This is a genomic window from Streptomyces sp. NPDC058274 (assembly GCF_042881375.1).
GTDB lineage: Bacteria > Actinomycetota > Actinomycetes > Streptomycetales > Streptomycetaceae > Streptomyces.
This window is the reverse complement of sequence record NZ_JBHVXW010000002.1, coordinates 20,844-40,234: the sequence shown is the minus strand read 5'-3', so window position 1 is coordinate 40,234 and position 19,391 is coordinate 20,844. Positions and strand designations below refer to the sequence as shown.

At 70.6% G+C, this 19,391-nt stretch carries 17 protein-coding genes, 2 tRNA genes and 1 riboswitch; of the genes, 12 read left to right on the top strand and 7 right to left on the bottom strand.

The window, feature by feature from the left end:
* The first annotated feature begins 1,380 nt into the window (after positions 1-1,380).
* From ACFVYF_RS04605 to ACFVYF_RS04595, 3 genes are all read left to right on the top strand, one after another.
* Positions 1,381-3,558 (top strand): DEAD/DEAH box helicase, encoded by a 2,178-nt coding sequence (locus tag ACFVYF_RS04605; RefSeq protein ID WP_389450764.1) that lies wholly within the window; start codon positions 1,381-1,383, stop codon positions 3,556-3,558.
* A 133-nt stretch (positions 3,559-3,691) separates the two neighbouring features.
* Positions 3,692-5,227 (top strand): amino acid permease, encoded by a 1,536-nt coding sequence (locus ACFVYF_RS04600; protein ID WP_389450761.1) that lies wholly within the window; start codon positions 3,692-3,694, stop codon positions 5,225-5,227.
* A 107-nt stretch (positions 5,228-5,334) separates the two neighbouring features.
* Positions 5,335-5,407: transfer RNA gene (locus tag ACFVYF_RS04595), tRNA-Lys, on the top strand.
* A 193-nt stretch (positions 5,408-5,600) separates the two neighbouring features.
* Here ACFVYF_RS04595 and ACFVYF_RS04590 read toward each other — a convergent pair.
* Both ACFVYF_RS04590 and ACFVYF_RS04585 read right to left on the bottom strand, forming a co-directional pair.
* Positions 5,601-5,759, bottom strand: a complete 159-nt coding sequence (locus tag ACFVYF_RS04590; RefSeq protein ID WP_389450759.1) for a hypothetical protein — start codon at positions 5,757-5,759, stop codon at positions 5,601-5,603.
* A gap of 47 nt (positions 5,760-5,806) precedes the next feature.
* The gene (locus tag ACFVYF_RS04585; protein WP_389450756.1) at positions 5,807-6,007 is read right to left on the bottom strand and encodes a hypothetical protein; all 201 of its coding nucleotides are present in this window, start codon (positions 6,005-6,007) and stop codon (positions 5,807-5,809) included.
* 242 nt (positions 6,008-6,249) lie between these two features.
* Between ACFVYF_RS04585 and ACFVYF_RS04580 the strand changes: the two genes are divergently transcribed.
* From ACFVYF_RS04580 to ACFVYF_RS04570, 3 genes are read left to right on the top strand one after another with little or no spacing between them, the layout of a single operon-like run.
* On the top strand, positions 6,250-6,510 hold the full coding sequence (locus tag ACFVYF_RS04580) for a hypothetical protein (RefSeq protein WP_389452044.1): 261 nt from the start codon (positions 6,250-6,252) through the stop codon (positions 6,508-6,510).
* On the top strand, positions 6,482-7,009 hold the full coding sequence (locus tag ACFVYF_RS04575) for a DUF6879 family protein (RefSeq protein ID WP_389450753.1): 528 nt from the start codon (positions 6,482-6,484) through the stop codon (positions 7,007-7,009). Before ACFVYF_RS04580 ends, ACFVYF_RS04575 begins: the two co-directional genes overlap by 29 nt.
* A gap of 25 nt (positions 7,010-7,034) precedes the next feature.
* Positions 7,035-7,889, top strand: coding sequence for a helix-turn-helix domain-containing protein (locus tag ACFVYF_RS04570; RefSeq protein ID WP_389450750.1), 855 nt, complete (start codon positions 7,035-7,037; stop codon positions 7,887-7,889).
* Positions 7,890-8,063: 174 nt separating this feature from the next.
* Here the strand turns inward: ACFVYF_RS04570 and ACFVYF_RS04565 are convergent, their stop codons facing one another.
* The 3 genes from ACFVYF_RS04565 to ACFVYF_RS04555 form a co-directional block, all read right to left on the bottom strand.
* On the bottom strand, positions 8,064-8,618 hold the full coding sequence (locus tag ACFVYF_RS04565; protein ID WP_389450747.1) for a DUF6817 domain-containing protein: 555 nt from the start codon (positions 8,616-8,618) through the stop codon (positions 8,064-8,066).
* A gap of 78 nt (positions 8,619-8,696) precedes the next feature.
* Positions 8,697-9,344 carry a GTP cyclohydrolase II gene (gene ribA, locus ACFVYF_RS04560; protein ID WP_389450744.1) on the bottom strand — a complete coding sequence of 216 codons (648 nt, stop codon included), beginning with the start codon at positions 9,342-9,344 and terminating at the stop codon, positions 8,697-8,699.
* A gap of 175 nt (positions 9,345-9,519) precedes the next feature.
* Positions 9,520-10,032 (bottom strand): MarR family winged helix-turn-helix transcriptional regulator, encoded by a 513-nt coding sequence (locus ACFVYF_RS04555; protein ID WP_389450741.1) that lies wholly within the window; start codon positions 10,030-10,032, stop codon positions 9,520-9,522.
* 73 nt (positions 10,033-10,105) lie between these two features.
* Between ACFVYF_RS04555 and ACFVYF_RS04550 the strand changes: the two genes are divergently transcribed.
* The 6 genes from ACFVYF_RS04550 (at position 10,106) to ACFVYF_RS04525 (ending at position 16,965) form a co-directional block, all read left to right on the top strand.
* Complete coding sequence (locus tag ACFVYF_RS04550) at positions 10,106-11,260, top strand: dihydrofolate reductase family protein (protein ID WP_389450738.1); 1,155 nt, start codon at positions 10,106-10,108, stop codon at positions 11,258-11,260.
* Positions 11,261-11,529: 269 nt separating this feature from the next.
* Positions 11,530-12,756 (top strand): alginate lyase family protein, encoded by a 1,227-nt coding sequence (locus ACFVYF_RS04545; RefSeq protein WP_389450735.1) that lies wholly within the window; start codon positions 11,530-11,532, stop codon positions 12,754-12,756.
* Positions 12,757-12,864: 108 nt separating this feature from the next.
* Positions 12,865-12,938: transfer RNA gene (locus ACFVYF_RS04540), tRNA-Met, on the top strand.
* A 311-nt stretch (positions 12,939-13,249) separates the two neighbouring features.
* The gene (locus ACFVYF_RS04535) at positions 13,250-14,377 is read left to right on the top strand and encodes a PP2C family protein-serine/threonine phosphatase (protein WP_389450732.1); all 1,128 of its coding nucleotides are present in this window, start codon (positions 13,250-13,252) and stop codon (positions 14,375-14,377) included.
* A gap of 255 nt (positions 14,378-14,632) precedes the next feature.
* Positions 14,633-14,790, top strand: a riboswitch (cyclic di-AMP (ydaO/yuaA leader).
* An 11-nt stretch (positions 14,791-14,801) separates the two neighbouring features.
* On the top strand, positions 14,802-15,845 hold the full coding sequence (locus ACFVYF_RS04530) for a M23 family metallopeptidase (RefSeq protein ID WP_389450730.1): 1,044 nt from the start codon (positions 14,802-14,804) through the stop codon (positions 15,843-15,845).
* 172 nt (positions 15,846-16,017) lie between these two features.
* The gene (locus tag ACFVYF_RS04525; RefSeq protein ID WP_389450727.1) at positions 16,018-16,965 is read left to right on the top strand and encodes an aldo/keto reductase; all 948 of its coding nucleotides are present in this window, start codon (positions 16,018-16,020) and stop codon (positions 16,963-16,965) included.
* A gap of 112 nt (positions 16,966-17,077) precedes the next feature.
* Here ACFVYF_RS04525 and ACFVYF_RS04520 read toward each other — a convergent pair whose 3' ends face one another.
* Positions 17,078-18,457, bottom strand: a complete 1,380-nt coding sequence (locus ACFVYF_RS04520) for a PrsW family intramembrane metalloprotease (protein ID WP_389450724.1) — start codon at positions 18,455-18,457, stop codon at positions 17,078-17,080.
* A 66-nt stretch (positions 18,458-18,523) separates the two neighbouring features.
* Positions 18,524-19,363: a tRNA (guanosine(46)-N7)-methyltransferase TrmB gene (trmB, locus tag ACFVYF_RS04515; protein WP_389450721.1), complete on the bottom strand. Its 840-nt coding sequence runs from the start codon at positions 19,361-19,363 to the stop codon at positions 18,524-18,526.
* Between the last annotated feature and the right edge of the window lie 28 nt (positions 19,364-19,391).

Genomic DNA, 19,391 nt, shown 5'->3' with positions numbered 1-19,391 from the left:
ATTGCAGCCGGTTGGATTCGGTTGCGCCGGGTTCGTGGTGGGTGCGGTTCGCTGGACTGCGGTTTCGTCGCGTGCGGTTCCCTGGGTCCGGGTGGCTTGGTTCCGGTGGTTCTCGGGTGGGGGCGCGTGTCTTCTTGCGGGCGCCGGGAGTTGGGCACGGGACTCCCCGATCCGCCCTCGGAGGTGGCTGCCCGTGCGCGCCTTGTACGTACCCGTCCGTCTGGCCGCCGCGGTCGTCGCCGTCGCCGCGGCCGCCGGCTGTATGAGCGTCGGCGACGACGGGGCCAAGCCCGGGCCCTCGCACTCCGCGGGGCAGCGCGGTGGGGAAGGGCCCGACGGCGGGTCGGCGGTGACCGGCGGGGGCGTGGGCTTCCATGCCGGTGGTGGGGGGAACGGGGGTTCGGCCCGGCCGGGGGAGTCCGCCTCGGCTTCCGCGTCCGCTTCGGGGGCCGGGGGGCGGGACGGGGGCGCGAAGCCTTCCGCCGAGGCCACGTCCAAGGACGGCAAGGGTGGTGCTGCCGGCGGTGGCGGCAGCGGGGGCGGGGGCAGGCCGTCGCCGCCGGCGCCCACGAAGGGCGAGCCGAGTTCCACGGGTACGGCGGCTGAGCCGACGCCGCCGGCGTCCCCGCCGCCGTCGTCCGATCCGTCCGCGGAGCCTTCGTCGTCCGCGCATGAGCAGAGCACGCAGTTGGTGGAGCGGGAGCCGGCGCCTCGGGCTGGTGTGCCTTTCTCTGGCGGGGGCGCCTGAGCTGGCGGGGCGCCTTGAGCGGGGGCGGTTCGCTTAGTGCCGGTGGGTGTCGGTTCGCTGTCCGGCGGTGGGTGGGTGGTTCGCCGTCCGGTGGTGCCGTGGGTCGGGTCCGTGCCGGTACATCCGCCCGTCGCCCTACCGGCTGTGCTGTCTTCTGGGGGCGCTCGGTTGGGTGTTCTCGCGCATGGCGACGGGCATTTGATGTACCGGCACGGACCCTTCGGCCGTCTTGCGGCTGCGGGGGCGTGGGGGTTGCGGGCGGGGGCGGTCTCCGGGGCGGCCCCTTCGGTGCGTGGGCGGGTGCGGGTGCGTGGGGGGTGCGGGTCTCCGGGGCGGCCTCTTCGGCGCGTGGGCGGGCGCGGGTGCGTAGGGTTGCGCCAGGGCGGTTCCCGGGGCGGGGCTTTTTGTGGGCGTGGGGGCTCTGGCCTGGGAGGATGGGGGGCGGTTTGCCTTTGGGGGTGGGGGGTGCGTATGGTGGTAGATCGTTTGATCCCATTGCCCGGCGCCAACGCAGAGAGCGCCGCGTGGCGCGTACTCTCCCTTGCCGTGGCCGGACCGCATAGAGGCGGTCGATTGCGACTTCACGGAGTTATGGGCGCGTGCCGAAGAACTCCGGAAGGTTCGCATTTCGCATGTCTGTTTCCAGTACTGATCACATCGTCGTGCCCGAGAACGCTGATGAGGCCGTCGAGATCGTCGAGGTCGAGGAGACCGTGGAGTCCGCTCCCGAGGTTTCCTTCAGTGACCTCGGTCTCCCCGAGGGTGTCGTCCGCAAGCTCGCGCAGAACGGCGTGACCAGCCCCTTCCCGATCCAGGCCGCGACCATCCCGGACGCCCTGGCCGGCAAGGACATCCTCGGTCGAGGCCGCACCGGCTCCGGCAAGACCCTCTCCTTCGGTCTGCCGCTGCTGACGCAGCTGTCCGGCGGTCACACCGAGAAGAAGAAGCCCCGCGGCATCATCCTCACGCCGACGCGTGAGCTCGCGATGCAGGTCGCGGACGCCCTCCAGCCGTACGGCGACGTGCTCGGCCTGAAGATGAAGGTCGTCTGCGGCGGTACGTCGATGAGCAACCAGATGTACGCCCTGGAGCGCGGTGTCGACGTCCTCGTCGCCACCCCGGGCCGGCTGCGCGACCTCATCAACCGTGGCGCCTGCTCGCTGGCGAACGTCCAGGTCGCCGTCCTCGACGAGGCCGACCAGATGTCCGACCTGGGCTTCCTGCCCGAGGTCACCGAGCTGCTCGACCAGATCCCCGGCGGCGGCCAGCGCATGCTGTTCTCGGCCACCATGGAGAACGAGATCTCCACGCTGGTCAAGCGCTACCTGACCAACCCGGTCACGCACGAGGTCGACAGCGCCCAGGGCAACGTCACGACCATGTCGCACCACATCCTGATCGTGAAGCCCAAGGACAAGGCGCCGGTCACCGCGGCCATCGCCTCGCGCAAGGGCCGCACGATCATCTTCGTCCGTACCCAGCTGGGCGCCGACCGCATCGCCGAGCAGCTCTGCGAGTCCGGTGTGAAGGCCGACGCGCTGCACGGCGGTATGACGCAGGGCGCGCGTACCCGCGTGCTCGAGGACTTCAAGAAGGGCTACGTCAACGCCCTGGTCGCCACCGACGTCGCCGCTCGCGGCATCCACGTCGACGGCATCGACCTGGTGCTGAACGTGGACCCGGCGGGTGACCACAAGGACTACCTGCACCGGTCCGGCCGTACCGCCCGTGCCGGCCGCTCCGGCACCGTCGTGTCGCTGTCGCTGCCGCACCAGCGTCGGCAGATCTTCCGGCTGATGGAGGACGCGGGCGTCGACGCCACGCGTCACATCATCAACTCCGGTACGGCCTTCGAGCCCGAGGTCGCCGAGATCACCGGCGCCCGGTCGATGACCGAGGTGCAGGCGCAGTCGGCGGCCGACGCCGCGCAGGCCGCCGAGCGTGACCTCAAGGACCTCACCAAGCAGCTGGAGCGTGCGCAGCGTCGTGCGTCCGAGCTGCGCGAGGAGGCCGACCGCCTCATCGCCCGTGCCGCGCGCGAGCGGGGCGACGACCCGGAGGCGGCCGTCGCCGCCGCCGCGGAGCAGATCGTCGCGGAGGCGACCGCCGAGGCCGCCGCCGTGGCCGCGCAGCCCGCCGAGCGCGTCGAGCGTTCGTCCTCGTACGACGCGCCGCGTCAGCGTCGGGACGACCGTGGCAACTACGAGCGTCGTGACCGTGGCGGCTTCGACCGTGACCGTCGTGACGGTGACCGTGGTGGCCGTTCCTTCGAGCGTCGTGACAACAACGACCGTGGTGACCGTGGCGGCTTCCGTCGTGACGAGCGTCGCGATGGTGACCGTGGTGGCCGTACGTTCGAGCGTCGTGACAACAACGACCGTGGTGACCGTGGTGGCTTCCGTCGTGACGAGCGTCGTGACGGTGACCGTGGTGGTCGTACGTTCGAGCGTCGTGACAACAACGACCGTGGTGACCGTGGTGGGTTCCGTCGTGACGAGCGTCGTGACGGTGACCGTGGTGGTCGTACGTTCGAGCGTCGTGACAACAACGACCGGGGTGACCGTGGTGGCGTCCGCCGCGACAACGACCGCGGTGCCCGTCCCTTCGAGCGTCGCGACGAGCGTGGCGGTCACCGGGGCAGCGACCGTCCCTTCAACCGCGACCGTCAGGACAACCGTCCCTCCAGCGGTTTCCGCTCCGGCAGCCACGACCGCCCGTACGGCCGTCGTGACGACCACCGCGGCACCGGCACCGGCACCGGTTCCTTCGGCCGCCGTGACGAGAAGCCCCGCTGGAAGCGCAACGGCTGACCGTCGGTGAAGCAGTGATGCAGTGAAGCAGCGTGGCCCCCATCCGGTTCGGGTGGGGGCCACGATGCTTTTTGGCCAACCTGGTCCCTGAGTTGGCGCATGTCATGCTCCCGGCGAGGGAATCGCTGGGGGCATGACAGAAGACGCCAAGGCGAGTGGGCTGTCGGACGAAGAACGGCTTGCCCAGCTCGGCTATACGCAGGTTCTCGCCCGCCGCATGTCGGCGTTCTCCAACTACGCGGTCTCCTTCACGATCATCTCGGTCCTGTCGGGCTGCCTGACGATGTATCTGTTCGGCATGAACACCGGCGGTCCCGCCGTGATCACCTGGGGCTGGGTCGCGGTCGGACTGATGACGCTGTTCGTCGGACTCGCGATGGCCGAGATCTGTTCGGCCTATCCGACATCGGCCGGGCTCTACTTCTGGGCCCATCGGCTCGCTCCACCCCGTACCGCCGCGGCCTGGGCGTGGTTCACCGGCTGGTTCAACGTCCTCGGGCAGGTGGCGGTGACCGCCGGCATCGACTTCGGGGCGGCCTCGTTCCTCGGGGCCTATCTGAACCTGCAGTTCGACTTCGAGGTGACGCCGGGCCGCACCGTGCTGCTCTTCGCCGCGATCCTCGTCCTGCACGGGCTGCTCAACACCTTCGGAGTCCGGATCGTCGGTCTCCTCAACAGCATCAGCGTGTGGTGGCACGTGGTGGGCGTCGTGGTGATCGTCGGCGCGCTCACCTTCGTACCGGACCACCACCAGTCGGCGTCCTTCGTGTTCACGGAGTTCGTGAACAACACGGGCTGGGGCAGCGGGGTGTACGTCGTACTCGTCGGACTGCTGATGGCGCAGTACACCTTCACCGGCTACGACGCCTCGGCCCATATGACCGAGGAGACGCACGACGCGTCGACGGCGGGCCCGAAGGGCATCGTGCAGTCCATCTGGACGTCGTGGATAGCGGGCTTCGTGCTGCTCCTCGGCTTCACCTTCGCCATCCAGTCGTACGACAAGGAGCTGGGCTCGGCGACGGGGGCACCGCCCGCGCAGATCCTGCTCGACGCGCTCGGTGCGACGGCCGGCAAGCTCCTGCTGCTGGTCGTGATCGGGGCCCAGCTCTTCTGCGGGATGGCGTCGGTCACCGCCAACAGCCGGATGATCTACGCCTTTTCGCGGGACGGCGCACTGCCGTTCTCGCATGTGTGGCACACGGTGAACCCCCGCACGCGGACGCCGGTGGCCGCGGTGTGGCTGGCGGCGCTGGGCGCGCTGGTCCTCGGTCTGCCGTACCTGATCAATGTGACGGCGTACGCGGCCGTGACGTCGATCGCCGTCATCGGGCTCTACATCGCGTACGTCATCCCGACGCTGCTGCGGCTGCGGAAGGGCGACGCGTTCGACCGCGGGCCCTGGCACCTGGGGCGCTGGTCCCGGGCGATCGGCGTCGTGGCGGTCGCCTGGGTCGTCGTCATCACGATCCTGTTCATGCTGCCCCAGGTCTCGCCGGTCACCTGGAAGACCTTCAACTACGCCCCGATCGCGGTCCTGGTCGTCCTCGGCTTCGCCGCGACCTGGTGGCTCGCCTCGGCCCGCCACTGGTTCCTCAACCCCGGCCACGCCCGCACGATCGCCCGCGAGGCCGCCCGCGCGGGAGCCCCCGAATCGGTCGATCCGTAACCGCCCCGCCCATTCCGACCACACGGCGCGGCCGGGACCCCGATACCCGATCGGAGTCCCGGCCGTGTCCGGCTATGCTCGGGGATGCATCGGCGCGACCGATGCGTGGACCCTTAGCTCAATTGGCAGAGCAGTGGACTTTTAATCCATTGGTTGTGGGTTCGAGTCCCACAGGGTCTACCGAGAAGGCCCAGGTCAGAGGCGATCTGATCTGGGCCTTCGGTGTGTTTCGGGGTCTTGGTGATCGTTAGCCGGCCCGATGCCCGCCCGAAGCGCTGACGATCAAGACATGGAGCGGCCCGGCCGGATCGGCGTCCGGCCGGGGCCTGATCCCGCCCGCCCCCGGTAGCCACGGGACCCAGGGCGGGCGGGTCTACGTCATCGCGTCCCGGTACTCGGCCCAGAGGCCGTCGGCAGTCGCGCAGCGAACCTCTCCGTGGCCGCAGTCCGCGCACCCCACTGAGTGGTCGATGTAGGCGCGGTACGCGGTCTGGATCCGGTTGTACGTGCCGCTCGACGCCACGCGCTGCATGTGGCCGCCAGCGCTACCCGAGTCGTGCCACTCCCACCGGGCACCGCTCACGACCGCCGGCCTTTGCGTGCACGGTGCGGGTGGTTGCGGATCTCGACACTGCAGTCCGTCGCCCGCGACGGGTTCCCCGTGGCCGTGTACTCCGCCCGCTGCCGGGCCAGGGCCCCGCAGACACCGCACCCCGGCGCCGGTACGGGTTCGGCGAGGGGCAGTTCGAGCGTGACTGGCGGGTCCATGGTCGTCTTCATCCGCGTGCCTCCGCTGGCGTGGGACTGCCCTGGCACCGGTGCGCGGCGTGTGCACGGGCAGAAGTGGGGCTGCCGCTGGTCATGACGTTAGGAGCGCGGTGCTGGCCAACTCCAGAGATGTTCACCGATGTTCACGGCAATCCGTCGGCCATGCCGTTGGCGACTTCGCCCTCTTGACCCCATTGCCTGGGACGACTGACGGTGGTGTACATCCATGCACACCATGAGCGATGGAGGTGACGATGAAATTACGGTTCATCGGGATCGACCCCAACACGGGTGACGACAAGAGTCCCACCGTGTGGATCGACCAGGAGAAGCAAGAGCTTGTTTTCCAGGGCTGGAAGCCAAGCCCTGAACTCGAAGCGGAATGTGCCGCGTTCGAGCTGCCGGGGCACGCGAAGGGGATCCCGGACGACGAGGCGGTAATCCGTATCCCAGCCAGGATGGTGCACATGATCAGGGAGGCGTGCGATGTCGTCGAGCGTGCCGACATTCGATGAGCTGATCGCGAACTGCACGCGTTCCGCAGTGCACTTGGAAATGCGTGACGCCTACGACGTCGACTACGAAGAGGGGCCGTTCGCCGAATGGAGGGCCGGTTTCCGCCATGACCCGGCCGACCGTGCGTCCTGGTGGCGGCCGTGGCTCGACCTGATCCAGGAGACCGTGGGCCGGGGTGTCGTGGTGCGCAGGGCCCGGATCGTGTCCGAACCGGTCACCGAGTACATTCGCTACGAGCATTCGGGCACGTTCACCAACGTTGCCGCGGGCGAACAAGTGCGGTGGCTGGCCCGCCGACGCGCGTCGGACATCGCCTTGCCGGGCAACGACTTCTGGCTGTTCGACGACCGCGTGATCCGCTGGAACCACTTCGCCGGCAACGGTACGTGGGTCGACGAGGAGATCTCCGAAGATCCGGCAGCGGCGAAGTTGTGCGCCGATGCCTTCGAAGCGGTGTGGGAGCGAGCCATCCCGCACGAGGACTACAAGATCAGATAGTGGCGGAAGGCGTACAGGTCAGCTCATGCCCATCTCCCCGTCGTCCTCGGCTCAGGCTGCGCGCGAGCGCGTCGCGCAGCGGCTGCGTGAACTCCGCGCGGACGCGGGTATCAGCGGGACTGAGCTGGCCTCTCGCTGCGGCTGGACGCATCCGAAGACCTCCCGCATCGAGAACGCTCGCACACCCCCTACGCCCCAGGACATCCGCCTCTGGTGCCGTGCCTGCGGCGTTGCCGACCAGGCCCCGGACATCGTCGCCCAGTCGCGTGATGCCGAGTCGCAGTACGTCGAATGGCGGCGCAGGGTCCGCGCCGGGCTGAAACGCCTGCAGGACAGCTACGTGCAGCTCTACCGGGCGACTGAGCTGTTCCGCGTGTATTCCTCCACGATCGTGCCTGGGCTCCTGCAGACCGAGGGCTACGCCACCGCTGTGCTCGGCATGTCTGCCCGCTTTCGCGACCTCCCCATTGATGACAGCGCAGAGGCGGCACGGGCCCGTGTCGAGCGCTCGCGCATCATCCACGAACCGGGACACCGCTTCGTGCTGCTGATTGAGGAGTCCGTGCTCAGATACCAGATCGGGGACGGGGAGGCGATGGCCGGCCAGCTCGGCTATCTGCTCACCGCAGGGTCACTACCGGCGGTCTCGCTCGGCATCATCCCGATGGCGACGCGCGAACGAGCCCAGTGGCCGGAGGAAACCTTTCACGTGTACGACGGCACCCTCGCCACGGTTGAGCTGGTGTCCGCGCACGTGAAGGTCACACAGCCTTCCGAAGTCGCGCTCTACGTCAAGACGTTCGAGCAGCTGCGCGGCATGGCCGTGTACGGGGCCGACGCGCGCGCCCTGATCGTGAAGGCCATCGACGCTCTGCGGTAACGCCTCCGAGACTCCCGGCTCCCGGGGCGGGGGGCTCCCGCGTCCCGACGACGAGAGGAAGCGTTGTGCCCGTACCCCATGACATTCCCGCCGAGGCCGAACTGTGGGACGCCTTCGCCAAGCCCCGACGCCCCGGACACATCGGCACCCTGATCGTCCAGGCCCGCGCCTGAGTCACGTCAGCGTCGCCTCGCAGTCCTGCCATGCCTCGGGGGTCAGGAGTGGGCGGAAACGGGTGAACAGGGGGAGGAGATCCGCGCCGCCGTGGGCCTTCCAGGACGGGTTCTGGTCGACCAGGTCCAGTTCGTTGGCGACGGTGAGTTCGGCGAAGTCCTGGAGCTGCTGGAGGGTGGGGGCCGACGTGGTGTCCGTGAAGCGGTCGTGGAAGGACGGGGCCGGGTCAACGAGGGTCGGGTAGGAGGCGGTGCGGTCGCAGCTGGCGTAGAAGTGGACCAGTTCCTCGGCCTCGGTGCCGATGACGGCCCGTAGTTCGGCCCGGCGCTCGGTGGGCAGCAGCGCGGTGGCGAAGCCGTCGGTGCCGTAGAAGGCGTGGCACAGTCCGGCGAGTTGGAGGGCGGGGCGTGCCTGCCAGCGGGCCAGCCGCTCGCGTACGCGCATCAGATGGGCCAGCAGGGTGCCGCCGGGGTGGTCGATCTTCTCGGCGCCCAGTTCACGCAGCAGGGCGAGGGCTTCGGAGGTCCCCGGGGGTGTGTCGTCGGGTGCGTCCACGCGTGGCTTCTCCTGACGGGCCGGCCCGGAGCCGTGGTGAGGGGCCTGTCCGGATCGTCGGCCGGGACGGGGGCCGCGTCAATCCCGCCGGAGGGCGGACGGGGCCACGGTGATTTGCGGCAGGGGCAGGGTGTGCTGCGTCTGGAGGACCTTCGCGCGGAGGTAGGGGACGTTGTGGGCGGTGGCGAAGACGCCGGTGGGGACGCGGGTCTGCACGTCGAGCCCCAGGGCGCGGAGTTGGCCGGCCTTGTCGGGGTTGTTGGAGAGGAGGTCCAGGGCGTCGATGCCCAGGGCCGCCAGCATCTGGGCGGCGGGCGTGTAGTCGCGGGCGTCCTCGGGGAGGCCGAGAGCGGCGTTGGCGGCGTACGTGTCCAGGCCCTCGTCCTGGAGGGCGTAAGCGTCGAGCTTGTTGTAGAGGCCGATGCCCCGGCCCTCCTGGCGGAGATAGAGCAGGACCCCGCCGCGCTCGGCGATGCGCTCCACCGCCTCGCGCAGCTGGGGGCCGCAGTCGCAGCGGGCCGAGCCGAAGACATCGCCGGTGAGGCACTCGGAGTGCAGCCGGACCAGCGGGGCGGGCCCCGGGTCGCCGAGGACGACGGCCAGGTGCTCCCGGCCGTCGGTGAGTCCGTGGAAGGTGACCAGTTCGGCGTCGGCCGAGTAGCCGTCGGCGAAGCGCAGGGGCACGGGGACGCGGGTGCGCACCGTGGCGGTGGGAAAGTCGCGCATGGGGGTTCTCCGGTCCGGCGGATGGGCGGACAGGCGGGTGCTGCACGGGCGGTACCCGGCCTGCGGCTCGTGCTTCAGATTTGAAGCAAGCCCTGGAACGGAGACTCTAACTCCTGTTTTAAAGTTCAAGCAACTGGAAATGGGCGGGGCCTGTGTCGCGGGAGTGCCTGATGCGTCAGGGCGCCGAGGAGCGGCGGCGCCACGGGACGTCGTCGGGCGTGGTGGCCGGCCGGTTCTGCTGGAGGGTCTCGGCGATCCCCGTGCAGATCTCCTCCAGCTGCCCCACCTGCTCCGGGCTCAGGTGCTCGAAGACGGCCGTACGAACCGTCTCGACATGACCGGGCGCCGTCCGCTCCAGGACGGCCGTCCCGGCCTCCGTCAGGACCGCGATGTTGCCCCGCCGGTCCGTGGGGCATCCTTCGCGTCGTACCGTTCCGTCCTTCTCCAGCCGCGTCACGGCATACGTCAGCCGGCTGCGCGTGATCTTCAGCGCCTCGGCCAGTTCGGTCATACGCAGGCGCCGGTCCGGCGCGTCGGAGAGGGTGGCCAGGACGGAGTAGTAGAGGTGCGGCATGCCGGCCTCCTGCTGGAGCTGCCGGTCGATCGCGTCCTCCAGGAGCAGCGACGCGGCGAGGTACGCCTTCCAGGCGCGCAGTTCCTCGGGGGTGAGCCAGCGGGTCGACGTCATGCCGTCCAGTGTAGGTATTGTTTAAAAGTTGAACCACTAAGAGCCGAGAGCTCGGAGCTGGAGGGTGCGTCCCATGCCCCACCCCTACGTCCTGTTGTCCGCCGCCGTCTCCCTCGACGGCTACCTGGACGACACCGGTCCCGACCGGCTGCTGCTCTCGGGCCCGGCCGACTTCGACCGGGTCGACGAGGTACGGGCGTCCAGTGACGCGATCCTGATCGGCGCGGGCACGATCCGCGCCGACAACCCCCGGCTGCTGGTCAACTCGGCCGAGCGGCGGGCGGCCCGGGTCGCCGCCGGGCGGCCGGAGTACCCGCTGAAGGTCACGGTCAGCGGATCCGGCGACCTCGACCCGGCCGCCCAGTTCTGGCACACGGGCGGCGAGAAGGTCGTCTATACGACGGACAAGGGCGCCGGCCGGGCCGCCGACGCCCTGCGCGGTCTCGGCGTCGACGTCGTCGCCGCCGGGCCCGAACTGGACTGGCGCGTCGTCCTGGAGCACCTCCACGACGTGCGCGGGGTGCGGCGCCTCATGGTCGAGGGCGGCGGCCGGGTCCACACCCAGCTGCTGCGCCAGGGCCTCGCCGACGAGCTCCAACTCGTCCTTGCGCCGCTGTTCGTGGGCGAGCCGGACGCGCCCCGCATGCTCGGCCCCGGGCCCTATCCCGGCGGGCGGCTGCGCCTGGTGGAGACCAGGCCCGTCGGGGACGTCGTCCTCATGCGGTACGTCCCCACCGCACCCGGCAGCGGGCCGCTCGCCTCGGCCGCCGACCGGCGGTGGCTCGCGCTGGCCTGCGAACTGGCCGCGCAGTGCCCGCCGTCGCGGACCGCGTTCAGCGTGGGCGCGGTCGTGGTGGCGGCGGACGGCACCGAGATCTCCCGCGGGTACTCCCGCGAGGGCGACCCGGTGGAGCACGCCGAGGAGTCCGCGCTCGTCAAGGCCGACCCCGCGGATCCGCGGCTGGCCGGGGCCACGGTCTACAGCAGCCTGGAGCCATGCGCACGGCGGGCGTCACGCCCCGCGCCCTGCGCGCGGTTGATTCTCGATGCCGGAGTACGACGGGTGGTGACGGCGTGGCGGGAGCCCGACACGTTCGTCGCCGGGGCCGACGGGAGCGGGGTGCTGGCCGCCGGGGGCGCCGATGTCGTCGTACTCCCCGAATACGAGGAGCCGGCCAAGGCGCCCAATCGGCACCTCCTGCCGCCGACGGCCGCCGACCGGGCGTGAGGTCCTGGCCCACCTGTCCCCGGTCCCGCGCCCTCGTTCGGCTTCGGCGACGGGCCTGCCTGCGAACGCCGGGCGGGCTGGTTCGCGCAACGGGCCTGCAAGGGCCTGCCTCCGAACGCCGCACGGGCTCGTTCGCCCGAAGGGCCTGCCCCCGTCGCCTGAAGGGCCTGGCCCCGAACGCCGGACGGGCTAAGAGATTCTGCGGGGGTGCCGCCGAAGCGCCAGGCTGCGAGTGAGTCGGTGCGGTGGTGGACCCGGGAGGCGGAGCGATGCGTTCAGTCGGGCGGCGTGTGACGGCGGTGCTGCTCGCGCCGGTGCTGGTGGGGCTGGTGGCCTCGTGCGGGGCGTCGTCGCAGACGCGCACGCAAGCGCGGGCACGGCCCAAGAACGCGGCGTTCCAGCACCCAGGAGTGCTGGTCAGCAAGGGGCAGCTAGACACCGTGCGGGCCCGCGTGGGCGCGGGCAAGCAGCCCTGGCTGAAGGCGTTCCTCGACATGCGCGACAGCAAGTACGGCTCGTACAAGTACCAGGCGAAGCCGTACGCCAGCGTCGACTGCCCGGGCGGTGACAAGTCGGCCGAGCCGGTGCACGGCTGTGTCGAGGAGCGCGAGGACGCCATCGCCGCCTACACCCAGGCCCTGCTGTTCGGCATCACCGGCAAGCAGGAGCACGCGGTCAAGGCCAGGGAGATCATGGACGCCTGGTCGGCCAAGATGAAGGGGCACACCGAGGAGGACGCCGGGCTGCAGACCGCGTGGGCCGGGTCGACCTGGTCGCGGGCCGCCGAGCTCGTCCGGTACACACCGGGCGCGGGCTGGCCGGCCGACCGGGTGGAGCGGTTCCGGACCATGCTGCGCACGGCCTATCTCCCCGAAGTCACCAAGAAGGTCCCGGACTTCAACGGCAACTGGGACCTCGCCATGACCGACGCCGCCATCGGGATCGCCGTCTTCCTCGACGACCACCAGGCCTTCGACGACGCCCTGGAACGGTTCCGCCAGCGCGTGCCCGCGTACTTCTACCTCCAGAAGGACGGGCACGTGCCGCTCACGCCGGTCGGCAGCACCGTCGACACCCCGCAGAAGATGACCACGTACTGGTTCGGGCAGCAGCGGTACATGGACGGGGTCGCGCAGGAGACCTGCCGCAACTTCAAGCACGTCGGGTACTCCCTCGCCGCCACCGCCCACATCGCCGAGACCGCCTGGCACCAGGGCGTCGACCTCTACCGCGACGTCAAGGACCGGCTGAAGGCCGCGCTCGACTTCCACTCCAGGTACCAGATGGGGGAGGCGGCGCCCGCCTGGCTGTGCGGCGGGAAGGTCGACCGGAACATGGGGCCCGACGTGGAGGTCGCGCTCAACCACCTGGAGAACCGGATGGACGTGCACGTCCCGGCCGCTCACAAGCTCGTCGAGCAGACGCGCCCCGCCGGCACGGACGATCTGTTCGTGTCCTGGGAGACGCTGACCCACGCGGGCAACCCGGCCGACTAGGTGCCCCCGGGCCTCCGGTCCCGACGGGCGGAATACGCCTGGTGAAGGCCGGTGCACGTCAGCGTGTGCGCGAGGGGTCCCGCGCATGGCGTACACTGGTTCTAACGACGCGGGGTGGAGCAGCTCGGTAGCTCGCTGGGCTCATAACCCAGAGGTCGCAGGTTCAAATCCTGTCCCCGCTACTGAAGGCCAAGGGCCGGAACTCAGATATTGAGTTCCGGCCCTTGGTGTTTGCCGTGGGGTCCGATCCGTCCGATCCGGGTCCCGCCCTGTGCGCCGGACGTCATCCGGTCGGCCCTCAGCGGTCGCCGCCCGCCCCCGCGCCGGGAAGCCTGGACGGGTGGGGCAGCAGGGAGGTTCACAGCGGCCGGAGAAGGCGTCCGGCGGGGCCGGCCGCGAGGCCGATCCCGATGGGTATGAGCGGGCCGGGGGCCGGTTGCCCGGGGATGCCGATGGGTTCGAGTGGGCCGGGGGCCGGTTGCCCGGGGATGCCGTGCCTGATCCCGGGCTCGGGGAGAGTCCGTCCCCCGCCGCTGCCGAGCCGGCCACCCGGCGCATCTCGCGCGCCCGCAGCTTCGTCCGGGCGCTGCCCGCGCTGCTCATCGTGGTCGGGATCGTCTACGACTACCTCACCCCCTCGGACTTCACCGCGGCCCCCCTCTTCACCGCGGCCCCGCTGGTCGCCGCGCCCCTCTTCTCGCTGCGCGGCACGATCCTCACCGGCCTCGGCGCCCTGGTGTCCGTCCTCACCATCCACATCAGGCTCGGCATCGCCCTGAACGTCGACTCGGTCACCGAACTGGTCACCGTGGCGACCGTCGCCGTCCTGGCCGTCCTCATCAACATCCTGGTCCGGCGCACCGACGAGCGGCTCGCCTCCGCCCGCGAGATCGCCGAGGCCGCCCAGCGCGCCGTCCTGCCGCGGCCGGCCGAACGGATCGGCGGCTTCGAGTTCGCGGCCCGGTACGAGGCGGCGCAGGCCGACGCGTTCATCGGCGGCGACCTGTACGCGGTGCAGGACTCCCCGCACGGCGTACGGCTGGTGGTGGGCGACGTACGGGGCAAGGGCATGGGCGCGGTGGCGGCCGTCGCGGTGGTCATCGGATCGTTCCGGGAGGCGGCCGAGCACGAGTCGACGCTGGAGGCGGTCGCCCAGCGACTGGAGCGGGCGCTGGCGCGCGAAGGGACCCGGCGCGACGGACTCGACGCCTTCGAGGGGTTCACCACGGCCGTCCTCGCCGAGATCCCGCACGGCGACGGCGTCGTACGCATCGTCAGTCGCGGCCACCCCCCGCCCCTGCTCCTGGGCGCGGACGGCACGCTGCGCGTCCTGGACGCCGCGGAGCCCGCACTGCCGCTCGGGCTGGGCGAGTTGGGCAGCCGGCCCGACCGTGCGGAGGAGGCGGCCTTCCCGAGCGGGGCCACGCTGCTCTTCTACACCGACGGGCTCTCGGAGGCGCGTGACGGGCGCGGGGAGTTCTACGATCCGGCGGCGCGGCTGGCCGGACGGGTCTTCGCCGGCCCCGACGCGCTGCTGGCAGCCCTCACGCGAGACGTGCGCCGGCACACGGGCGGCGGGACGACGGACGACCTCGCGCTGCTCGCCGTACGCCGGCCATGAGCGTCGTACGAACTGTTCTTGATCGTTGTCACCGGAGGTGACCGGATGGCACCCCTCCGCATAACAGCTGACGAACCGTCAATTGAACTGGGGTTTATGAGGCGTGGTCAACTCGCCCGTTTTCCACCCCTCATGACCCGTAAGTCCAGGCGGAAGACGTTAATGATCAGTCCGAACAGCTTGGAATCCGTAGCCCGAGTCTATTAACGTTCGATAACGCAGCGCGGTCGTCACAGCCGTCACTGGAGTCGGCTCCGTGCGCACGCGCCGAATCCCGCAAGGGAACCGGGGAACCACCAACTTGGGGTGAATCGAGCGTCTTTCGCGGTGGATCACACTGCGGTTGACGCGCGTAGGAGACCTTCCTGCTCCGAACCCGTCAGCTAACCCGGTAGGCGAGAAGGAAGGAAAGGAGCGCGCCCACGTGGCGTCAAACCGGCCTGCACAACCCACCTCGTTCGCGCCGAGTGAGAAGCAGAGCGACACCTTCGGCTACGGCCGCGGCAGCGACGAGGGGCCCTGGGAGGAGTGGAATCCCACCGCGGATTCCGTCCGTCCCGTCCGCGGCCGGCACCGCGTCTCCAAGCAGCGTGGCGGAGGACTCGCCCGCAGCTCCACCGTTCTGGGCGTCGGCGTCATCGCCGCCGTCGGTGCGGGTGGCATGGCCACCGCGCAGACCGGCAAGCCCCCGGTGTCCATCTCGATGCCCGACCTGTCGTCGGTCGCCACCTCGGCCAAGGCCCTGATATCCGACGGCGAGGCCCCTGCGAAGGGCTCCGCCACCCCGCTCACCAGCGCCGGTCTCACCACCGACGACACCGCGCAGGGCACCACCGACGCCGGCGAGGCGCTGCGCGCGCGGATCATGCAGCAGGCCGAGTCGCAGCAGGACCAGGTCGACAGCGCGGCCCAGCGGGCCGCCGAGACCGCCGCCGCGAAGAAGGCCGCCGCCGAAGCGTCCAAGACGCAGGACGAGGCGAAGGCCAAGGCCGCCGCCGTCAAGAAGAAGGCGGAGGAGGAGGCCAAGCAGAAGGCCGAGGCCGAGCGCCTCGCCAAGCTGGCCAAGAGCTACTCGCTGCCCACCTCCTCGTACACGCTGACCTCGCGCTTCGGCGAGGCCGGCGCGCTGTGGTCCTCGGGGTACCACACCGGCCTCGACTTCGCGGCTCCCACGGGCACGCTGATCAAGGCCGTCCACAGCGGCACCATCACGGAAGCGGGCTGGGCCGGTTCGTACGGCTACCGCACGATCCTGACCCTCGATGACGGTACGGAGCTGTGGTTCTGCCACCAGTCCTCCATCAGCGCGAGCGTGGGGCAGAAGGTGGCCACGGGTGACGTCATCGGGCGCGTGGGCGCGACCGGCAACGTGACCGGGCCGCATCTGCACCTTGAGGTGCACCCCGGCGGCAACGCCACCGGAATCGACCCGATGGCCTGGCTGCAGAGCAAGGGACTCAACCCCTGACAGCTTCCGGGCGCCCATGACGGCTCCTGGCAGCCACATCGGCACCCGGCATCCCTGACAGTTTCCCGGTGTGAGCGCCTCGCCTTCTACGCGGGGCGCTTCGCCCGTTTCGTGCGGGCTTTTCCGCGGGCTTGCGGAATAGATGGCTCCGCCACCGGTGTTGCTGATCGACATGACTTCTCTTCGCAAGCTGGGCCCGTCCGAGCTCGAGGTCTTCCCGCTCGCCCTCGGCGGCAACGTCTTCGGCTGGACCGCAGACGAGACACAGTCCTTCGCCGTGCTGGACGCCTACGCGGCCGCGGGCGGCAACTTCGTGGACACCGCCGACACGTACTCCGCCTGGGTGCCGGGCAACAAGGGCGGTGAGTCGGAGACGATCATCGGCAAGTGGTTCGCCGCGCGCGGCAACCGCTCCGACATCGTCCTGGCCACCAAGGTGGGCTCCCACCCCGACTACAAGGGGCTGGCCCCGGACAACGTGCGGGCCGCGGCCGACGCGTCGCTGCGCCGGCTGGGCACGGATTACATCGACCTCTACTACACGCACCGCGACGACCCCTCCGTCCCCGTCGAGGACATCATCGGCGCGCTCGACGAGCTGGTGCGGGCGGGCAAGGTGCGGGCCATCGCCGCCTCCAACATCTCGCCCGAGCGGCTCCAGGAGTCCCTGGAGTTCTCCGACCGCGAGGGGCTGGCGCGGTACGTCGCCGTCCAGCCGGAGTACAACCTGGTCTCGCGCGAGACGTACGAGGGTCCGCTCCAGGAGGTCGCCTCCCGCTCCGGCCTGGCCGCCGTCCCGTACTACGCGCTCGCCTCCGGCTTCCTCACGGGCAAGTACCGGCCCGGTACGACCGTCGACTCCCCGCGGGCGGGCGGCGCCGCCAAGCACCTGGAGACGGAGCGTGGTGTGAACGTCCTCGCGGCCCTGGACGAGATCGCCCGGACCCACGACGTCCCGGTCGCCACGGTGGCGCTGGCCTGGCTCGCCGCCCAGCCGACGGTGGCCGCGCCGATCGCCTCCGCGCGGACGGTCGAGCAACTGCCCGCGCTGCTGGGGGTCGCCGACCTGACCCTGACGGACGGGGAACTGACGACGCTGACGAAGGCGTCGGCCGTGTAGTTCCGTCTCGCGGAAGCGTGTTCCCGTCGCTGGGCCGGAGTCCTTTCCGCCGCGACGGTGATCAGCCGTGACGGTGTTCTCCGGCGGTGCCGTACCCGCCGTACCCCCGTGTCTACGACCGATACGGGTTGTACGCGGGATACGGCGCCGCCGGACCGGCATAAGGCGCCCCGCCCGAATAGGGCGCCCCGCCCGGATACGGCGTCGCAGACCCGATGTACGGCCCGCCGCGGCCGTACAAGGGCGTGTACATCGGCCACGGCGGCAACGCGACCGGTGCCGTCGCCCGGGCGGCGTATGCCAGGGCCGGCCGGGCCACCTCCCGGCGCCGCCACAGTTCGTTCAGCAACTCCCGCTCCCGGTCACCGAAACCGGCCCCCGCACGGCCCCGGCGCGCGCGGTGCCGCAGAAACGCGAGCGAGGTCGCGTACGCCTCGTACTCGGCGACGGAGCGCGCGGCGCCCTTGCCGAAGTGCTGCCCGGCGTAGTCGCGGGCAAGCCGCCGCGCCCGCATGGAGCCGAGTACGAACGGCTCGGGCGGGGCCAGCCACCCGGCGACCGCGTAGGCGGGCAGTTCGGCGCGCACCGTGCGCAGCTCCCGCTGCCGGGTCCAGATGACGAGCCAGGTGAGCAGCCCGAACGTGGGCACCATGAAGGCCGCGTACACGGCGAAGAACCCGTACTCCCCGAAGGACGACGAGCCGTTCCAGACGGCGTGCATCCCCATGGCGAGCAGCAGCCCGGACAGCGGGAGAAGGACCCGGCGCAGCTGCCGGCCCTCCGGGGACAGCGCGGCGATGCCGAAGCCGATGCCGGTCAGGACGGTGAACAGGGGGTGCGCGAAGGGCGACATCACCACGCGTACGAAGAAGGTGGCGGCGGTGACGGAGGCGAGCCCGCGCTCGCCGCTGAGCTGGTCGGTACCGAACGCGGTGCCGAGGTAGAGGATGTTCTCGGTGAAGGCGAAGCCGGTGGCGGTGACCCCGGCTATGACCACTCCGTCGACGATCCCCGTGAAATCCCGTCTGCGGAAGAGGAAGATCAGCAGGACGGCCGCGGCCTTCGCGGACTCCTCCACGATGGGCGCTATGACGGTCGCGCCGAGGGTGTCGGCGCTGGACGGGTCGGCGGTGGCGGTCGCTATCCATTTCGTCGCGAAGCTGTTGGCGACGATCGCTATGAGCGCGGCGGCGCAGGCGCCCCAGGCGAACGCGAAGAGCAGGTTGCGCCAGGGGCCCGGCTCCACCCGGTCCAGCCAGCGGAAGGCGGCCATGAGGAGCGGTACCGGCAGCACGGCAAGGCCCAGGCCGACCAGGAAGCCCTCGGTGCCGGTCTGTTGGCGGACCAGGGCGAGGATGACGAGGCCGGAGAGTGCGAGCAGGGTGATCAGTGCCCCGTAGCGGACCCACCTGCGCTGCCACCAGTGCGCGTGCCGCAGGGCACCGCCGGCGGGACCGCTGGGGTGCGTCGGGTACGGAGGACAGGTGGCCACGGCATTGACCCTAACGAGGGAGGGACGCTGCCTGCGACGGTGCCTGGTGGGGCCCGGGGGCCCGGCTCAGTCGCCGGCAGAGGGCTGGTCTCGATGCTGTACGCGGCGGAAGAGCAGGTCATTCACCACATGACCCTTCTCCAGTCCCTGGCCCTCGAAACGGGTCAGCGGGCGGAAGTCGGGACGTGGCGCGTATCCGCCGTCGGTCCGGGTGTTCTCGAAGTCCGGGTGAGCGGTCAGCACTTCGAGCATCTGTTCGGCATACGGCTCCCAGTCGGTCGCGCAGTGCACGAGGGCACCGGGCCGGAGGCGGGTCGCGGCGAGCGTCAGGAACTCGGGCTGGATGAGGCGGCGCTTGTGATGCCGCTTCTTGGGCCAGGGGTCGGGGAAGTACACCCGCAGTCCGCTGAGGGACTCGGGCGGGAGCATCTCCCGGAGCAGGATGATCGCGTCGCCGTTGGCGACCCGGACGTTGGACAGCCCGCTCTGGTCGGCGAGATTGAGCAGGTTGCCCTGCCCAGGGGTGTGCACATCGACGGCGAGGATTCCGGTCTCCGGGTCCTCGGCCGCCATCCGCGCGGTGGCCTCGCCCATCCCGAACCCGATTTCGAGGACGACGGGACGGTCGGAGCCGAACAGCTCCGCGAGGTCCAGCGCGTGCCCGTCGATGTCCAGCCCCCACTTGGGCCACAGCCGCTGCAGGGCGTCCGCCTGCCCGGCCGTCACCCGGCTGCGCCGCGGCTGGAAGCTGCGGATCCGCCGCTCGAAGTGCGATCCGGCGGGGTCGGCCTTGGGGCCGTCCGGAAAGCGGGGCTCGCCCTTGGCCCGGGCATGACGCAGCGAGCCGCCGGCGACGGAGGGCCGGGACTCTGGGGACTCTTCGGAGGACTTGAGGGAGTCAGACACAGTGGGGTCGATTTTACGGGGGTCCGGC

What these genes read in the sequence shown, in the direction of transcription:
- ACFVYF_RS04555 (WP_389450741.1), bottom strand. Translation starts at nt 10,032, where the DNA reads ATGACGTCGACCCGCTGGCTCACCCCCGAGGAACTGCGCGCCTGGAAG.
- ACFVYF_RS04575 (WP_389450753.1), top strand. Translation starts at nt 6,482, where the DNA reads ATGTCGTCGAGCGTGCCGACATTCGATGAGCTGATCGCGAACTGCACG.
- ACFVYF_RS04590 (WP_389450759.1), bottom strand. Translation starts at nt 5,759, where the DNA reads ATGCAGCGCGTGGCGTCGAGCGGCACGTACAACCGGATCCAGACCGCG.
- ACFVYF_RS04600 (WP_389450761.1), top strand. Translation starts at nt 3,692, where the DNA reads ATGACAGAAGACGCCAAGGCGAGTGGGCTGTCGGACGAAGAACGGCTT.
- ACFVYF_RS04580 (WP_389452044.1), top strand. Translation starts at nt 6,250, where the DNA reads ATGAAATTACGGTTCATCGGGATCGACCCCAACACGGGTGACGACAAG.
- ACFVYF_RS04525 (WP_389450727.1), top strand. Translation starts at nt 16,018, where the DNA reads ATGACTTCTCTTCGCAAGCTGGGCCCGTCCGAGCTCGAGGTCTTCCCG.
- ACFVYF_RS04550 (WP_389450738.1), top strand. Translation starts at nt 10,106, where the DNA reads ATGCCCCACCCCTACGTCCTGTTGTCCGCCGCCGTCTCCCTCGACGGC.
- ACFVYF_RS04545 (WP_389450735.1), top strand. Translation starts at nt 11,530, where the DNA reads ATGCGTTCAGTCGGGCGGCGTGTGACGGCGGTGCTGCTCGCGCCGGTG.
- ACFVYF_RS04585 (WP_389450756.1), bottom strand. Translation starts at nt 6,007, where the DNA reads ATGAAGACGACCATGGACCCGCCAGTCACGCTCGAACTGCCCCTCGCC.
- ACFVYF_RS04605 (WP_389450764.1), top strand. Translation starts at nt 1,381, where the DNA reads ATGTCTGTTTCCAGTACTGATCACATCGTCGTGCCCGAGAACGCTGAT.
- ACFVYF_RS04570 (WP_389450750.1), top strand. Translation starts at nt 7,035, where the DNA reads ATGCCCATCTCCCCGTCGTCCTCGGCTCAGGCTGCGCGCGAGCGCGTC.
- ribA (WP_389450744.1), bottom strand. Translation starts at nt 9,344, where the DNA reads ATGCGCGACTTTCCCACCGCCACGGTGCGCACCCGCGTCCCCGTGCCC.